This is a genomic window from Brevibacterium sp. Lmc1 (assembly GCF_057654315.1).
Map to the genome: position 1 here is coordinate 2,271,163 of NZ_CM172803.1, position 16,947 is coordinate 2,288,109.

Sequence of the window (16,947 nt, forward strand, 5' to 3'; positions counted from 1 at the left end):
GGTTCGCCGCGCCGTCACAGCGACCGGGGATCGTCGATGCGCACGCGCACCTGCCGTTGCTTCTTGGCGGACCGGGAGGCGATGATCTCGGCCGCTCTCGTTCCGACGCGGTCTCCGGCGGAGAACGGGTAGGCGCTGACGCTGCGCTGTCCGTCCTCGGCGTCCTCACGCAGGAGTTCCTCGACCTCGCCGATCTGTTCGAGCACCTCGTCGATGTCGGCGCCTGCTCCCGTGAGTTCGAGGATCCGTCGGTAGGGCGGGAAGCCGAGTGCCTTCCGGTCGCTCAGCTGTCGTGACATGAAGGTCGTGGGGTCGAAGGCGGTCAGGGTCTGCCGGATGAGTTCGTCTTCGTCGCCGAGGTAGACGGCTCCCCCGTCATCGCGGGAACGCACGAGTGAGGCGGCTCGCAGCCGGCGTGCCACACTTTCGTCGATCGAGCGCATCCAGGGCCCCGGCCACAGCGAGTCCAAGAGGATCGCCGCGGCATAACCGCCGAGCACATAGGGTTCGGCTCCGGTGGTGGCGACCACGAGTCGCGGGGTCTCGTCGAGGGCAGTGGAGATGTGGTCGCCTCCGGATTCGACGATCTCGATGTCGGGCAGCGCCCGGGCAAGCTCTTCGACGGTGCGGGCCCGGCCGCGCACGATCGACCGCACACGGTTCGACCGGCAGCGCAGGCAGCTGAACGTCTCCGAGTGAAAGCCGCAGGACCGGCAGGCGAAGGGACCGACTTCCGACTGTGTGGTCAGCGTCGCCTGACATTGCGGGCAGCGGGCGACTTCCTGGCAGCGGGCACAGGCGAAGACGGGATAGTAGCCGGAGCGCGGCACCTGAACGAGCACCGGACCGGGCACTCCGCCGTCCCGGGGACGCGGACGCAGCGCCGTTCGCATGATCTGCCAGGCGCGGCTGGGAATGCGCTGCCAGGCGAAGGGGTCCCGGTCCTCATCGGGGACGAAGACGACGGGGGCGGCATGCCGCCTGGCGGGTCCCACCGGTGTGACGTCGGCCAGCCAGCCGATCTCGACGAGGCGCTGCACTTCGGCGCTGCGGTCGGTGGAGACGAAGAGCAGCTCGGTGTCCTCGATCGTCGACCGCAGCAGGCAGACCTCCCGGGCGTGCGGGTACGGGGCGTGCTGATCGAGATAGTTGAGGTTCGCGTCATCGGTGCAGATGATGAGCCCGAGGTCCGCGACGGGGGCGAAGGCTGCCGCACGCGTGCCGATCGTGATCCGCGTGTGTCCGAGCAGTCCGCGCAGCCAGGCCTGCCACCGCAGCTCCGGTGACTGGTCGGCGCTGAGCACCGAGACCTCCGCGATCCCAGCGTGGGTGAGAGTCGAATGGAGCACGGCGAGTTCACGATGATCGGGCACAAGCCAGAGCACGGACCGGCCGGCTTCGAGACTCGCCCGTGCGGCATCGAGTCCGGCACGGATCCAGCTGAGGCCCGGCGTCGGCCCGGGTGTGCACGCCAGGGCTCTGCGCCGAGGCGACTCCGAGGCATCGTCGGCCGTGGATTCCGTCCCCACCGTAAGAACCCATTCGCCGAGGCGGCCGAGCAGCTGCGGATCATCCGCCGGCCCGTCGTTCGGTCCGGTCGCTGGGTCCGCGGCGTCCGCGTCGGTCTGTGCGGCCGGATCTCCCGCCTTCTCAGCCTTGAGCACGGCTTTCTCGCCGCGGGCATGACGCGGTGGGATGGCCAGGCGCAGCACATCGGCGAGGGTGCCGCCGTAGCGACGGGCGACAGCTTCGCTCAAGGCGAGCAGATCCGCACTCAGCACCTGAATGGGGCCGCTGATGCGTTGGATCGTCGCCAGCGGACCGATGTGGTCCGAGGAATCGATGCGTTCGAGCAGATAGCCGTCGCGCAGCTTTCCGGCGAACTTCACCCGCACCCGCACACCGGGCAGGGCAGCCTCGGCGAGCTTCTCCGGCACCGCATAGTCGAAGGTCCGCGCCAGGTGCGGGACGGGATGGTCGATGAGAACTCGGGCGACCGGTTCGGTCGGGGCCAGGGGCACCTGGCCCTCGGCCGAGGTGCCGGTGTCGATCGGGAGGGGTTCGTCCACGCCGACGGCAGACTAGCTGGAGGACACGGCGCGCAGCAGATCCTCGGCGCGGTCCGTGACCTCCCAGGTGAAATCGGGCAGCTCACGGCCGAAGTGGCCGTAGGTCGAGGTCTGCGAGTAGATCGGGCGCAGCAGGTCGAGTTCCTGGATGATCATCGCAGGGCGGAGGTCGAAGACCTCGCGGATGGCAGCCGAGATGGCCGCCGGGTCCGCCTTCTCCGTCCCGAAGGTCTCGACGTAGAGCCCCATCGGATCGACTCGGCCGATCGCATAGGACACCTGCACCTCGGCGCGGTCGGCGAGACCGGCGGCGACGACGTTCTTCGCCACCCAGCGCATAGCGTAGGCCGCCGAACGGTCGACCTTCGATGGGTCCTTGCCGGAGAACGCACCGCCACCGTGACGGGAGAACCCGCCGTAGGTGTCGACGATGATCTTCCGTCCGGTCAGACCGGCATCGCCCATCGGCCCGCCCGTCACGAAGGGGCCGGCAGGGTTGATGTGGATGTTCGCGCCCGAGGTGTCGAGACCGGAATCGGCGATCACCGGATCGATGACGAGTTCCTTGATCTCCGTGTGCAGCTGAGACTGGCTGGTCTCCGCCGAGTGCTGGGTGGAGACGACGACGTTCTCGATCGACACTGCCTCATCGCCGTCATAGCCCAGCGTCAGCTGGGTCTTCCCATCGGGGCGCAGGTAGTCGAGCCGACCGGACTTGCGCACCGCGGAGAGCTGCTCGGCCATCCGGGAGGCCAAGTGGATGGGCAGCGGCATGAGCACATCGGTGGAGTTGTCGGCATAGCCGAACATCAGTCCCTGATCTCCGGCGCCGAGGCTGGTGCCGTGGTCGGAGGATTCGACGGCCTCGCGGAAGTCCAGCGGATTCGTCACACCGGAGTGGATGTCCGTGGACTGGCTTCCAATGGACACTGAGACTCCGCAGGAGTGTCCGTCGAAGCCGGTGTCCGAGGAGTCGTAGCCGATGCCCGTGATGAGGCTGCGCACGATTCCGGCGACGTCGGCGTAGGCGGCCGTATTCACCTCACCGGCGACGTGGACGAGGCCGGTGGTGACCATGGTCTCCACGGCCACTTTGGCGTTGGGGTCCTGCCGGAGCAGGTCGTCGAGCACCGCATCGCTGATCTGGTCGCAGATCTTGTCGGGATGTCCCTCGGTGACGGACTCGGATGAGAAGAAACGCAGATTTGTGTGTGTCACGTTGTCGATTCTACGTGGGTGATTCGGTCGGAGACGGCCGCGATGACCTTTTGTGAAACATGGTCCTTCGACCCGTGGAATTCCTCACCGACGACGATCTCGCCGCGGTCGGCGGAGATGATCTGGACCATGGTCTCATCGTGGCCGAAGGCGCGGTCGTCGGAGACGTCGTTGAAGACGAGAAGGTCGACGCCCTTGCGCTGGAACTTGGCTCGAGCGTAGTCGAGGGCTGCGGTGGCGGCGTCCCCGGTCTCGGCGGCGAATCCGACGATGATCTGATGGCGGAGGCTGGACTGACGGCTGCGCTCGTCGACGAGTCCGCGGAGGATGTCCGGGTTCTGCACGAGACGCAGAGTCAGACCGTCGTCTCCGGACTTCTTCATCTTCGAGTCCGTCGTCTCGGCCGGCCGGTAGTCGGCGACGGCAGCGGCCATGATGATGGCATCAGCCCACACCTGGGCCGAATGCATCGCCGACTGCAGCTCAAGAGTGGATTCGACCGGAGTGATCGTGATGCCCGCAGGCAGTCCCGTCAGCAGACCGGTGTCGATGTTCGCGGCGACGAGTTCGACTGATGCGCCCGCGGCATGGGCGGCCTTGGCCAGCGCGATGCCCTGTTTGCCTGAGGAGCGGTTGCCGAGGAAGCGCACGGGGTCGAGTGCTTCCCGCGTGCCGCCGGCGCTGATCACGATGCGACGACCGGACAGAGCACCGCTGGGGTCAGTGGACGCATCTGCCGAGTCGCCGGCGGTGCCGTCCTTGACCGAGAGCGCGAAGTCGACGATCGCTTCGGGTTCGGGCAGTCGTCCGGGACCGGAATCGGAGCCGGTGAGGCGTCCGACAGCAGGGTCGAGGACATGGACGCCGCGGGAGCGCAGGGTCGCGATGTTGGCGACTGTGGCGGGGTTGAGCCACATCTCCGTGTGCATGGCCGGGGCCACGACCACCTCGGCGGTCGTGGTGAGCACGGAGGCGGTGAGCAGATCATCGGCTCGTCCGGCGGCGATCTTCGCGATCAGATCGGCGGTCGCCGGGGCGATGATGACGAGTTCGGCTTCCTGTCCGATGCGGACGTGATTGACGGTGTCGATCTCGTCGAAGACATCGGTGGTCACGGTCTGGCCGGACAGTGCCTCGAGAGTGGGGGCACCGATGAATTTCAGTGCGTTGGCCGTCGGAACGACCTTGACGCTGTGGTCGAGTTCCCGGAGTCGCCGGATGATGTGTGCCGCTTTGTAGGCGGCGATCCCACCGGCGACGCCGAGTACGATTCTCACTGGTCGCTGAAGTCGATCGCGCCGTCGTTGCTCACAGGAGCGGTGGCTTCGGCCTCGGGTGCGGCCTGGATGAAGTCGGCTTCGGAGACCTCGCGGGCGACGATCTTCGACTCGTTGACCTCACGCAGAGCGATCGACAGAGGCTTCTCGTTGGTGCCCGGCGTGACGAGCGGACCGACGTTCTCGAGCAGTCCCTCCTGCAGCTGGGCGTAGTACGAGTTGATCTGACGGGCGCGCTTTGCCGCGATCGAGACCAGTTCGTACTTCGAACCGGTGACGTTGAGCAGATCGTCGATCGGAGGGTTGGTGATGCCTTCAGGCTGTGCGGGCAAGGAGATTCCCATCTAATCGGAAGTGGATATACCCATCAATGATAGGAGTTCTTCGGCCGCAGTGCGAACGTGGTCGTTCACAATGGTCACGTCGAACTCCGATTCGGCGGCCAATTCGCGTTTCGCGGTGGCCAGTCGTCGTTCCTGCTCCTCCTCCGTTTCGGTGCCTCGACCGGTCAGTCGGGAGACGAGTTCGTCCCAGCTGGGCGGGGCGAGGAAGACGAAGCGGGCATCGGGCATCTTCTCTTTGACTTGGCGGGCTCCCTGCAGATCGATCTCCAGCAGCGCGGGAATCCCCTGGTCGAGCTTCTCCTCCACCGGGGCCGAAGGCGTGCCGTAGCGGTGGCGTCCGTGGACGACGGCGTATTCGAGCAGGCGATCCTCGGCGATGAGGGTGTCGAAGGCGTCGTCGGTGAGGAAGTGATAATGGACACCATCGATCTCACCGGGGCGTCTGGGTCGGGTCGTGGCCGACACGGAGAACCAGACCTCGGGGTGGTTCTGCCGAATATAGGTGCTGATGGTGCCTTTTCCGACGGCGGTCGGACCCGCGAGGACGGTGAGTCGATTATTCACAGATCTGAGGTTGTCACACTCAGGAATATTTCTCCAACAGGGCGGACTTCTGGTGGACGCCCAGACCTTTGATCCGACGGGAGGTGGCGATGCCGACCTCTTCCATGGCGGCTTCGGCGCGCCGGTCGCCGACTCCGGGCAGAGCTCTGAGCAGATCGAGCACACGCATCTTCGCCAGTGCTTCGTCGTCTGCTGCCTTCTTGAGCACGGCCGCGAGATCGGTATCGCCGGTCTTCAGCGCCGACTTCACTTCGGCTCGTGCCTGACGTGCCTTGAACGCTTTGTCCAACGCAGCGGAACGCTGTTGCGGGGTCAACGGTTCGAGTGCCACTTTGTCTCCTCTGTCACCATGAACGGGCAGGTAGGGAAGTTGTCTCAGTCTAAGACAAAATCCCTGCCGAGAGGCGATATGAGCAGAAATTTGTGTCGTGGCGAGCCGGAATCCGCCCGTCGACGGAACACCGAAACCGGTGTTCGGACCGCCCCCGCGATCCGAACACCGCTGTTCAGTCGGTGACCGTCAGCGCACGATTGAGCGCGGCGGCGGTTTCGGCCAGACCGTCGGGTCCGGCACCGAGCACCGCCCGGGAGGCGGTGGCGAGCACCTGTCCCGATTCCAGCGCCCGGCCGCCGAAGACCGCCCGCAGCTCGGTCAGGCCCGCACCCTGTGCACCGACGCCCGGAGCGAGGATCGGTCCCCCGCAGTCACTGGGATCGAAACCCAGATCGCGCGCTGCGGTGCCGATGGTCGCGCCGACGACGAGTCCGAAGGGACCGAGCTCGTCGGGTGTCCCCAGTGCCTGAGCATTGCGCTGCCGGACTCGGGACACGATCGATCCGGCCACCGATTCGCGGTCTCTCACGGCATGCTGGACTTCTGCCCCTTCCGGATTCGAGGTCAGTGCCAGGACGAACACGCCCTTGCCGTGAGCGGCAGCGAGTTCGAAGGCCGGCTCCAGAGCGCCGAATCCGAGGTAGGGCGAGACCGTGATCGAGTCCGCAGCCAGCGCCGAGGCAGGGTCGAGGTACGCCTTCGCGTAGGCACCCATGGTCGACCCGATGTCACCGCGTTTGATGTCGAGGACGGTGAGCAGTCCGGCGTCCCTGGCCGCGGCCAGCGTCTCTTCGAGAGCAGCGACTCCGGCGGAGCCGTACTGTTCGAAGAACGCAGACTGCGGTTTGACGGCGGCCACCGAGCCCTTGAGCTCGGAGACCGTGCGGAGGGCGAACTCCCTTACGCCTGCGGCGCTGGCGGGCAGCCCCCAGGAGGCGAGAAGATGCTCGTGCGGGTCGATACCCACACACAGCGGTCCGTGCTCGTCCATGGCGGCTGCCAGTCGGGTGCCGAACATCAGGCGTTCCAATCCTGCAGGCTGCGCACGTCGAACTTCGAGTCGCGGATGACCTCGAGAGAGGTCACGGCGGCGGCGAACTCGGCCAGCGTCGTGATCAGCGGCACGGAGTTCGCGGTCGCCGCGGCTCGGATCTCATAGCCGTCGGCGCGTTCCTGCCGACCCGACGGCACGTTGATGACCATATCGATGGTGCCCGCGGTGAGGTAGTCGATGACCGTGCGGTCTTCGGCATCGGCCTCGAAGTGCTTGTGCACCTGTGTGGTCTTGATTCCGTAGCGGGAGAGCACGGCCGCGGTGCCGGTGGTCGCGACGACGTCGAAGCCCATGTCGACGAGCTCCTTGACCGGCAGCACCATGGCGCGCTTGTCCCGATCGGCCACCGACACGAACACGGTGCCCGAGGTCGGCAGCTTCACAGATGCCCCGAGCAGTCCCTTCGCGAAGGCGGTCGGGAAGTTGTGGTCGATGCCCATGACCTCACCGGTCGAGCGCATCTCGGGACCGAGGATCGAGTCGACGATCTTGCCTTCGACGGTGGTGAACCGTCGGAACGGCAGGACTGCCTCCTTGACGGCGATCGGATGGTCGAGCGGCAGGGTCGAGCCGTCGCCGGCCGCTGCCAGCAGATCTCCGCGCAGATCCTCGATCGTGCGGCCCACGGCGATGAGCGCCGCGGCCTTGGCCAGCTGGGTCGAGGTCGCCTTCGAGACGAAGGGCACGGTCCGCGAGGCACGGGGGTTGGCTTCGATGACGTGGAGGACATCCGCGGCGATCGCGAACTGGATATTGAGCAGTCCGCGTACGCCCACACCTTCGGCGATGGCCTTCGTGCCCTGGCGGACGCGCTCGAGCACGTCCTCGCCCAGAGTCAGCGAGGGCAGTACGCAGGCGGAGTCACCGGAGTGGATTCCGGCTTCCTCGATGTGCTCCATGATTCCGCCGATGTAGACCTCGTTGCCGTCGTAGAGGGCGTCGACGTCGATCTCGATGGCGTCTTCGAGGAAGCGGTCGACGAGGACCGGACGATCGGTCGAGATCTCCGTGGCGCTGGCCATGTAGTCGAGCAGCTGGGTGCGATCGTAGACGATCTGCATTCCGCGTCCGCCGAGGACATAGGAGGGCCGCACGAGCACCGGGTAGCCGATGTTCTCCGCGATCACTGCGGCTTCCGCTGCGGTCACTGCGGTGCCGTGCTTGGGGGCAGTGAGACCGGCCCTCTCCAGCACGGCTCCGAACTCTCCGCGGTCCTCGGCCAGATCGATGGCTTCGGGCTGGGTGCCGAGCACCGGCACACCCGCGGCCTTGAGCTTGTCGGCCAGGCCCAGCGGGGTCTGTCCACCGAGAGTGCACACGACGCCGAGGACCTCGCCGGCGGCGAGTTCGGCGTGGTAGACCTCCATGACGTCTTCGAACGTCAGGGGTTCGAAGTACAGGCGATCGGCGGTGTCGTAGTCCGTCGACACGGTCTCCGGGTTGCAGTTGACCATGATCGTCTCGTAGTCGGCCGACCCGATCGCCATGGTCGCGTGCACGCACGAGTAGTCGAACTCGATGCCCTGGCCGATGCGGTTCGGTCCCGAGCCGAGGATGATCACTGCCGGGCGTTCGCGCGGCATGACCTCGGTCTCGGAGTCGTAGCTCGAGTAGTGGTAGGGAGTCTTCGCTTCGAATTCTCCGGCGCAGGTGTCGACCGTCTTGAACACCGGGCGCACGCGCAGTGCATGGCGGATGCCGGTGACGACGCTCGTGTCGAGGCTGCGCAGTCCCGCGATCTGCTCGTCGGAGAAACCGTGGTTCTTCGCGACCCGCAGGACCTGCTCGTCCAGTTCGTCGGCGTCGCGGACATAGGCGGCCACCTCGTTGATGAGCTGGATCTGGTCGAGGTACCAGGGGTCGATCTCGCAGGCGTCGAAGACCTCCGCCGCGCTCAGGCCGGCGGCGAGTCCGCGCTGGACCGAGTGGATGCGGTCGGCAGTGGCGTGCGAGATCGCTTCGAGGACGGATTCGCGGACGTCGTCGTCGGAGACGTCGGGCAGGTCGGTCCAGCTGAACGCGGAGTCCTTCTGCTCGAGTGAACGCATCGCCTTCTGCAGCGCGGTGGTGAAATTGCGGCCCAGGGCCATGACCTCACCGACGGATTTCATCGTCGTCGTCAGGGTCGGATCCGCGGCCGGGAACTTCTCGAAGGTGAAGCGCGGGATCTTCACGACCACATAGTCCAGGGTCGGTTCGAAGCTGGCCGGAGTGACCTTCGTGATGTCGTTGGGGATCTCGTCGAGCGAGTAGCCGACGGCGAGCTTCGCGGCCATCTTCGCGATCGGGAAGCCGGTGGCCTTCGATGCCAGCGCCGAAGACCGGGAGACGCGTGGGTTCATCTCGATGGTGATGATGCGTCCGGTCCTGGGGTCGACGGCGAACTGGATGTTGCAGCCGCCGGTGTCCACGCCGACGGCCCGGATGATGGCGATGCCGATATCGCGCATCGACTGGTATTCCCGGTCGGTCAGCGTCAGGGCCGGGGCCACTGTGATCGAGTCACCGGTGTGCACGCCGACGGGGTCGACGTTTTCGATCGAGCACACGACGACGACGTTGTCCTTGTTGTCGCGCATGAGCTCGAGCTCGTATTCCTTCCACCCGAGGATCGATTCCTCGAGCAGCACCTCGTGGGTGATGGAATCGGACAGGCCGGCGCCGGCGATGCGGCGCAGATCGGCTTCGTCATAGGCCATACCCGAGCCGAGGCCGCCCATGGTGAACGAGGGGCGGACGACGACCGGGTAGTTGAGCTCCTCGGCGGCGGCAAGGGCTTCGTCGAGGGTGTGGCAGATGGCGGATCTGGCCACTTCGGCGCCGCAGGCCTCGGCGATGTCTTTGAACTTCTGGCGGTCCTCGCCGCGCTGGATGGCGTCGACGTCGGCACCGATGAGTTCGACGCCGTACTTCTCGAGCACTCCGGCGTCGTGGAGGGCGATGGCCGCGTTGAGTGCGGTCTGTCCGCCCAGGGTGGGCAGGAGCGCGTCGGGGCGTTCCTTCTCGATGATCGTCTCGATGACGTCCGGATCGATCGGTTCGACGTAGGTGGCGTCGGCGATGTCCGGGTCGGTCATGATCGTCGCCGGGTTCGAATTGATGAGGATGACGCGCAGGCCCTCGGAGCGCAGCACGCGGCAGGCCTGGGTGCCGGAGTAGTCGAATTCGCAGGCCTGGCCGATGACGATGGGGCCGGAGCCGATGACGAGGACGGATTTGAGGTCGTGTCTCAATGGCATTGGGGGTTCTCCTTAGGCCTGGGCAGCCGAATCGGCCTGGGAAGCGGACATGAGGTCGACGAAGCGATCGAACAGGTAGCTCGAATCGTGCGGGCCGGCCGCAGCCTCGGGGTGGAATTGGACGGAGAAGGCGGGAATGTCGAGGCAGGCGAGTCCCTCGACGACGTCGTCGTTGAGGCACACATGGGAGACGGTCACCCGGCCGTAGTCGGCCTTGTGCGGGGCGGTGGTCTCGCCTGTCAGCGGAGCGTCGACGGCGAAGCCGTGGTTCTGCGAGGTGATCTCGACCTTCTCCGTGGTCCGGTCCATCACGGGCACGTTGATCCCGCGGTGGCCGAAGGGCAGCTTATAGGTGCCGAAGCCCAGGGCCCGACCGAGCAGCTGGTTGCCGAAGCAGATGCCGAAGAACGGGATTCGGGCGTCGAGCACGGCGCGCAGCAGTTCGACCTGGTCGTCTGCGGTGGCGGGGTCGCCGGGGCCGTTCGAGAAGAAGACTCCGTCGACGCCCAGGGCCCGGATCTCGTCGAAGCTGATCGTCGACGGCAGCAGGTGCACGTCGATTCCGCGTTCGCTCAGTCGTTCGGGGGTCATCGATTTGATGCCGAGGTCGACGGCGGCGACGCTGAAGCGCTTCTCCCCGCGGGCGGGGATGAGTCGGGGTTCGGTGATCGAGACCTCGTCGACGAGGTTGGCTCCGGCCATCTGCGGAGACGCCTGGACACGGGCGAGGAGTTCGGATTCGGGCGCCTCGGCGGCGGGTCCGGAGAAGATGCCCACGCGCATGGCTCCCTTGTCGCGCAGGTGGCGGGTCAGGGCTCGGGTGTCGACGTCGGAGATGCCGACGATCCCGGACTCGGTCAGCCAGTCGGCCAGGTCGCCTTCGGAGCGCCAGTTCGATGAGATCCGGGAGGCATCGCGGACGACGTAGCCGGCGGCCCAGATCTGGGCGGATTCGTCATCGGTGCGGTTGACTCCGGTGTTGCCGATGTGCGGAGCGGCCTGGATGATGATCTGTCGGTGGTAGGACGGGTCTGTCAGCGTCTCCTGGTAGCCGGACATGGCGGTGACGAACACGGCTTCACCGGTGGTTTCGCCGATGTGTCCGTAGGCGGATCCGTGGAAGGTCCGGCCGTCTTCGAGGACGAGGACGGCGGGGGTGGTGGAAAAGCTCATTGTGCCTCTTCGATCATTTCGCGGATGCGGTCGACGGTGGGGGTGGTGGATGCGGCGTAGCGGGCGCGGAAGCCCGTGTCGACGAGGGTGTCGCCCAGGTGCCAGGTGATGCGGATGATGCCTCCGCGTTCGACGAATTTCCCGATCATCCCGTTCGTGGTGTCCACGGAGACGATGTCGCGGCGCGGGATGAGGAAGTCCTCGCGTCCGGCAAGGTCCATGATCACTCCCCCGTCGGTGACGACGAGTTCCCCGGTGGTGCGGATGCCCAGGCCGTGGACGGCGACGCGTTCGAGCGGATGGCCGGCCTTCGTCGTCGACACATAGGAGCCTTCGACCGGCTCGCCCACGGCCTTGATGCCCATATGGGGCTTCGGCGGGGTGACGACCTCTGACTGGGCCCGTTTGCGTCGGCTCCATCCCCAGGCGATCGCGACGATCACGAGGAGGATGACTGCCGCGACGATGAGTGTGCCTATTGTTGTGTCCATGTTGCTCCTGCCGGGTGGGGTGTGGTGAGTGCCCCTGCGGCCAAGACCCGGTGGCCGTAGAAGAAAGTGTCGGTGACCTGCGCGGTGACTTCGACGCCGGCGAAGGGGTTGTTGCGTCCCTTTGTGGCGTGGTCTGCGGGTTCGATGCGGTGCGGTGCGGCCGGGTCGACGAGGACGATGTTCGCACTCGCTCCGAGCTCGAGGCTGCCGTGCCCGGAGGCTCCGGTGATCCGGGCCGGAGCCGAGGACATCACGCGCGCCACATCGCCGAAGTCGAAGTCGTGGTCGGCCATGGCGGCGACGACGATCGACAGGGCGGATTCCATGCCGACCATGCCCATGGCCGCTGCGGTCCATTCGCTGCACTTGTGTTCGGCGGTGTGCGGGGCGTGGTCGGTGCCGACGACGTCGATCGTGCCGTCTGCCAGTGCAGCCCGGAGTGCCTGCACGTCGCGGTCGGTGCGCAGCGGCGGGTTGACCTTGTAGACGGGGTCGAACGTGCGCACGAGTTCGTCGGTGAGCATGAGATGGTGCGGTGTCACCTCGGCGGTCACGGCGATCCCCCGTGCCTTGGCCCAGCGGATGAGGTCGACGCTGCCGGCCGTGGAGACGTGGCAGATGTGGAGTCGGGACCCGACGTGTTCGGCCAGGAGCACATCGCGGGCGATGATCGACTCCTCGGCGACGGCTGGCCAGCCGGGCAGTCCGAGTTCGGCCGAGACCGTTCCCTCGTTCATCTGTGCGCCTTCGGTCAGGCGTGGTTCCTGTGCGTGCTGGGCGATGATCCCGTCGAAGGTCTTGACGTATTCGAGGGCGCGGCGCATGAGCAGCGGATCGGAGACGCAGATTCCGTCATCGGAGAACATCCGCACGCGAGCTCCGGAGCGCGCCATGGCTCCCAGCTCGGCGAGCTGCTTTCCCTCGAGTCCGGTGGTCACGGCGCCGACGGGTACGACTTCGGTGAATCCGGCGGCGCGGCCGAGGCGGTGAACCTGTTCGACGACGCCGGCGGTGTCGGCCACGGGCGCGGTGTTCGCCATGGCGTGAACGCAGGTGAACCCGCCCGAGGCGGCTGAGCGTGATCCGGTGAGCACGGTCTCGGCGTCTTCCTTGCCGGGTTCGCGCAGGTGGGTGTGCATGTCGACGAGTCCCGGCAGGGCCACGAGTCCTGCGGCGTCGACTGTTTCATAGTCGCTTGTGCTCAGCAGTTCGGGGTCGACGATGCGACCGTCCTGGATCGCGATATCGGCGACTCCGCGTCCGAGCACATCGGCACCGCGGATGAGGTAATCAGTCATTGGTCTCCTCCTGACCGGTCAGCAGACGGTAGAGGACCGCCATGCGCACGCTCACTCCGTTCTCGACTTGGTCGAGGACGAGGGCGCGGGGTGAGTCCGCTGCGGCAGCGGAGATTTCGAAGCCGCGGTTCATGGGCCCTGGGTGCATGATGAAGCTCGTCTCCGGCAGTTTGGCCAGACGAGCCGCGCTCAGTCCCCACAGGCGGGCGTATTCGCGTTCGTTGGGGAAGAAGGATTCGTGCATCCGCTCGTGTTGGACGCGCAGCATCATCACGGCTGCGAAGTCCTCGGCGCTCAGCGCGGAATCGAAGTCGTAGTGGATGGTCACCGGCCAGTTCTCCACTCCCCAGGGCAGCAGGGTGGGTGGTGCGATGAGGTGGACGTCCGCGCCGAGGCGGGCGAGCAGGTGGACGTTCGACCGAGCCACGCGGGAGTGCAGGATGTCTCCGACGATGGCGACCTTCGCTCCGTCGAGTCCCTGACCGCGGGGTCCCCCTTGCACCGGCCCCGAGGCGGGGACTCCGGCGAGTGCCCGGCGCAGGGTGAAAGCGTCGAGGAGCGCCTGGGTGGGGTGTTCGTGGGTGCCGTCGCCGGCGTTGACGACGGGAACGTCGATCCACCCGGTATGGGCGAGGCGGTGGGCGGTGCCCGCCCCGGAGTGGCGGACGACGATGGCATCGGCGCCCATCGCCGAGATCGTCTGGATCGTGTCCTGGAGGCTCTCGCCCTTCGACACGGAGGAGCCCTTGGCGGAGAAGTTGAGCACATCGGCCGAGAGCCGTTTGGCTGCGGCCTCGAAGGACAGTCGGGTGCGTGTGGAGTCCTCGAAGAACAGGTTGACCACTGTGCGTCCCCGCAGCACGGGGAGCTTCTTGACCTCGCGTTCGGAGACGAGAGTCATCTCCTCGGCGATGTCGAGGATGCCGATGGCGTCGTGTCGGCTCAGCGATGCGGTGTCGAGCAGATGTTTCATTCGCGGCCTCCCGAGATGCTCACGGAGTCGTCTCCGTCGATTTCGGTCAGGGAGACGTTGACGCGTTCACTGCTAGAGGTCGGAAGGTTCTTGCCGACATGGTCGGCACGGATCGGAAGGTCCCGGTGGCCGCGGTCGACGAGGACGGCGAGGCGGACCTTGGCGGGCCGACCGACATCGGCAAGGGCGTCGAGGGCGGCGCGGATGGTGCGTCCGGAGAAGAGCACATCGTCGACGAGGACGACGGTCTTCGCATCGATTCCCGCACTCGGGATGGTGGTGGGTTCGGGCGCCCGGTAGGAGCCGCCGCGCAGATCGTCACGGTACATGGTGATGTCGAGGCTGCCGGCGAGTTCGCCTGCGGTCTCGGGCCGGCCGGAGATGGAGGCGATCGCCTCGGCGAGTCGGTGGGCGAGCGGGACTCCGCGGCGCGGAATGCCCAGGAGGACGAGGTCGTCGCTGCCCTTGTTGGATTCGATGATCTCGTGCGCGATGCGGGTGATCGCCCGCGAGATATCGGGGGCGTCCAGCACTGTTCGCTGTGTCATATTTCCCCTTCTCCGCCTCTCTGGACGGTGGTTAAAGGAGTGGTTCGATTCGATTGTAAACCCGGTGGGGTGCCCACCGGCGGGCGGGTCCGGAGTGCGGACCCGCCGCCTCAGATGAGTGTCGGTTTGACGTCGAGGATGCGGGAGAGCAACCCCGAGACGAAGCCGGGAGAGTCATCTGTGGAGAACTGTCTGGCCAGGGACACTGCTTCGTCGATGGCCACTTTGTCGGGTACCTCGTCGTTGTACAGCATCTCCCAGGTCCCGATCTCCAGCAGCGACCGGTCGACGGCCGGCATTCGATCCAGGGTCCAGCCTTCTGAGTAGGTGGAGATGATCTCGTCGATCTCCGCCTGCTTCTCGGTGATGCCCTTGACGATCTCGACCGCGTATTCCTTCATCGGGTAGTCGGGATCGTTCGACCGCATGGTGACGAGTTCGTCCATGGCCAGTCGACGCTGCCCGGCTTCGAAGAGCAGCTCGAGAGCCCGGCGACGGGCTCGGGTACGTGCGGACGCCACTTACTTGACGCGACCGAGGTAGTCGCCGCTGCGGGTGTCGACCTTGACCTTCACGCCTTCTTCGAGGAACAGGGGCACCTGGATCTCGTAGCCGGTCTCGAGGGTCGCGGGCTTCGAACCACCGGTCGAACGGTCGCCCTGGAGTCCGGGTTCCGTGTGGGTGATGGTCAGTTCCACCGAGGGCGGCAGCTCGACAGAGAGCGGGGTGCCCTCGTGGAAGGAGATCTGCAGATCCTGGTTCTCGAGCATGTAGTTCGCGGCGTCGCCGACGAGGTCTGCGGAGATGTTGACCTGGTCGTAGTCCTTGGCATCCATGAACACGTAGTCGGTGCCGTCATGGTAGAGGTACTGCATATCGCGGCGGTCGACATTCGCGGTCTCGACCTTGGTGCCGGCGTTGAAGGTCTTGTCGATGATCTTGCCGGAGATGACATTCTTCAGCTTGGTGCGGACGAAGGCCGGTCCTTTTCCGGGCTTGACGTGCTGGAATTCGAGCACCTGCCACAGCTGGTTGTCGAGGTTGAGCACAAGGCCGTTCTTCAGGTCGTTCGTTGTCGCCACTAATTCGTCCTTCTTCGGTTCAGTCCTGATCACCGAATGGTGATCGCAGTCGGCACGACGCGTCGGAGGACCCCGAGGTGCGGGGTCGACGAACGCGCCACTGGGCAAGTCTAGCAAGCCCAGCGGGACGCTTCCATCCGGGCGGGGTCAGTCGAGGCCGAGGCCGATGCCGAGGGGAACCGTCGGCGAATCCTCGCCGATCTCCTGGTAGGCGGTGAAGAGGATGGAGGCATCGGGGATCTCGACGGTGCTCGGTTCGCCGATATCACTGAGCAGCACCATCCGCAGCATCGCCCCGCGGGCCTTCTTGTCCCTCTTCATCGTGTCCAGCAGCTGCGGCCACACATCGGAACGGTAGCCCACCGGCAGTCCGAGTTTGCCGAGCAGTTCACGGTGGAGGTCGACGACTTCATAGGGCAGGCTCTTGATCATCGACGCCACCTCGGCGGCGAAGACCATGCCCACCGATACGGCGGCACCGTGACGCCACTGGTAGCGCTCCTTGTGCTCGATCGCATGGCCGAGGGTGTGGCCGTAGTTGAGTATCTCCCGGCGTCCGGACTCCTTGAAGTCTCCGGAGACGACTTCGGCCTTGACCCGGATGGAACGTTCGATGAGTTCGCGCAGCACAGGGCCGTGCACATCGGCGATCTCGTCCTTCGAGTGGTTCGATACGAGATCGAGGATCGCGGGGTCGGCGATGAATCCGGTCTTGACCACCTCGGCGAGGCCGGTGAAGAGTTCGTTCTCCGGCAGGGTTCCGAGCGTGTCGAGGTCGACGAGGACACCGGCGGGTGCGTGGAAGGAGCCGACGAGGTTCTTGCCTTCGGCCGTGTTGATCCCGGTCTTGCCGCCGACGGAGGCGTCGACCATGCCGAGCACGGTGGTGGGGATGTGGATGACCTTGATTCCGCGCAGCCAGGTGGCGGCGACGAATCCGCCGAGGTCGCTCACCGCTCCCCCGCCGACGGTGATGATCGCGTCGGTGCGGGTGAAGTCGGATTGGCCGAGGACCTGCCAGCAGAATGCGGCGACCTGGACGTGTTTGGCCTCTTCGGCGTCGGGGATCTCCGCGGCCACGGCCTCGAGACCGGCTGCGGCGAGGTCGTCGCGAACGGTCTCACCGGTGGTGCGCAGTGCGCGGGGGTGGATGACGAGGACCTTCTCGACGCGGTTTCCGAGCAGCTCGGGCAGTTCGCCGAGCAGTCCCTGGCCGACGAGGACGGGGTAGTTCCCGCCGGCGTCCACATTGATGCGTGTGAGGCTCATTCGTCCGTCTTCCT

Annotated in this window: 16 protein-coding genes; all 16 read right to left on the minus strand. The window is 66.2% G+C overall.

Annotation, left to right across the window (positions count from 1 at the left end; genetic code table 11):
• Positions 1–14: 14 nt before the first annotated feature.
• Positions 15–2,069 carry a primosomal protein N' family DNA-binding protein gene (locus AC239G_RS10220; protein WP_487488781.1) on the minus strand — a complete coding sequence of 685 codons (2,055 nt, stop codon included), beginning with the start codon at positions 2,067–2,069 and terminating at the stop codon, positions 15–17.
• A 12-nt stretch (positions 2,070–2,081) separates the two neighbouring features.
• Positions 2,082–3,287 carry a methionine adenosyltransferase gene (gene metK / locus AC239G_RS10225; protein WP_139467327.1) on the minus strand — a complete coding sequence of 402 codons (1,206 nt, stop codon included), beginning with the start codon at positions 3,285–3,287 and terminating at the stop codon, positions 2,082–2,084.
• Positions 3,284–4,564, minus strand: a complete 1,281-nt coding sequence (coaBC, locus tag AC239G_RS10230) for a bifunctional phosphopantothenoylcysteine decarboxylase/phosphopantothenate--cysteine ligase CoaBC (RefSeq protein ID WP_487488782.1) — start codon at positions 4,562–4,564, stop codon at positions 3,284–3,286. Before coaBC ends, metK begins: the two co-directional genes overlap by 4 nt.
• Complete coding sequence (gene rpoZ, locus AC239G_RS10235) at positions 4,561–4,908, minus strand: DNA-directed RNA polymerase subunit omega (protein ID WP_025777823.1); 348 nt, start codon at positions 4,906–4,908, stop codon at positions 4,561–4,563. Before rpoZ ends, coaBC begins: the two co-directional genes overlap by 4 nt.
• Positions 4,909–5,472 carry a guanylate kinase gene (gene gmk, locus AC239G_RS10240; protein WP_139467329.1) on the minus strand — a complete coding sequence of 188 codons (564 nt, stop codon included), beginning with the start codon at positions 5,470–5,472 and terminating at the stop codon, positions 4,909–4,911. It abuts the gene before it with no gap.
• 19 nt (positions 5,473–5,491) lie between these two features.
• Entirely contained in the window at positions 5,492–5,803 is a 312-nt protein-coding gene (gene mihF, locus AC239G_RS10245) for an integration host factor, actinobacterial type (protein WP_025777825.1), read from the minus strand.
• A gap of 175 nt (positions 5,804–5,978) precedes the next feature.
• Positions 5,979–6,824 carry an orotidine-5'-phosphate decarboxylase gene (gene pyrF / locus AC239G_RS10250; protein ID WP_172170289.1) on the minus strand — a complete coding sequence of 282 codons (846 nt, stop codon included), beginning with the start codon at positions 6,822–6,824 and terminating at the stop codon, positions 5,979–5,981.
• Entirely contained in the window at positions 6,824–10,099 is a 3,276-nt protein-coding gene (gene carB, locus AC239G_RS10255; protein ID WP_487488783.1) for a carbamoyl-phosphate synthase large subunit, read from the minus strand. Before carB ends, pyrF begins: the two co-directional genes overlap by 1 nt.
• A gap of 12 nt (positions 10,100–10,111) precedes the next feature.
• Positions 10,112–11,272: a glutamine-hydrolyzing carbamoyl-phosphate synthase small subunit gene (gene carA / locus AC239G_RS10260; RefSeq protein WP_139467331.1), complete on the minus strand. Its 1,161-nt coding sequence runs from the start codon at positions 11,270–11,272 to the stop codon at positions 10,112–10,114.
• Positions 11,269–11,763: a PH-like domain-containing protein gene (locus AC239G_RS10265; protein WP_139467332.1), complete on the minus strand. Its 495-nt coding sequence runs from the start codon at positions 11,761–11,763 to the stop codon at positions 11,269–11,271. The genes carA and AC239G_RS10265 overlap by 4 nt, the downstream gene beginning before the upstream one ends.
• Complete coding sequence (locus AC239G_RS10270) at positions 11,748–13,061, minus strand: dihydroorotase (protein ID WP_139467333.1); 1,314 nt, start codon at positions 13,059–13,061, stop codon at positions 11,748–11,750. Before AC239G_RS10270 ends, AC239G_RS10265 begins: the two co-directional genes overlap by 16 nt.
• Positions 13,054–14,034 (minus strand): aspartate carbamoyltransferase catalytic subunit, encoded by a 981-nt coding sequence (locus AC239G_RS10275; protein WP_139908114.1) that lies wholly within the window; start codon positions 14,032–14,034, stop codon positions 13,054–13,056. The genes AC239G_RS10270 and AC239G_RS10275 overlap by 8 nt, the downstream gene beginning before the upstream one ends.
• The gene (gene pyrR / locus AC239G_RS10280; protein ID WP_139467335.1) at positions 14,031–14,582 is read right to left on the minus strand and encodes a bifunctional pyr operon transcriptional regulator/uracil phosphoribosyltransferase PyrR; all 552 of its coding nucleotides are present in this window, start codon (positions 14,580–14,582) and stop codon (positions 14,031–14,033) included. The genes AC239G_RS10275 and pyrR overlap by 4 nt, the downstream gene beginning before the upstream one ends.
• Before the next feature lie 110 nt (positions 14,583–14,692).
• On the minus strand, positions 14,693–15,103 hold the full coding sequence (nusB, locus tag AC239G_RS10285; RefSeq protein WP_139467336.1) for a transcription antitermination factor NusB: 411 nt from the start codon (positions 15,101–15,103) through the stop codon (positions 14,693–14,695).
• Complete coding sequence (gene efp, locus AC239G_RS10290) at positions 15,104–15,664, minus strand: elongation factor P (protein WP_101544394.1); 561 nt, start codon at positions 15,662–15,664, stop codon at positions 15,104–15,106. It abuts the gene before it with no gap.
• A 147-nt stretch (positions 15,665–15,811) separates the two neighbouring features.
• Positions 15,812–16,933, minus strand: a complete 1,122-nt coding sequence (aroB, locus tag AC239G_RS10295) for a 3-dehydroquinate synthase (protein WP_139467337.1) — start codon at positions 16,931–16,933, stop codon at positions 15,812–15,814.
• Positions 16,934–16,947: the final 14 nt, after the last annotated feature.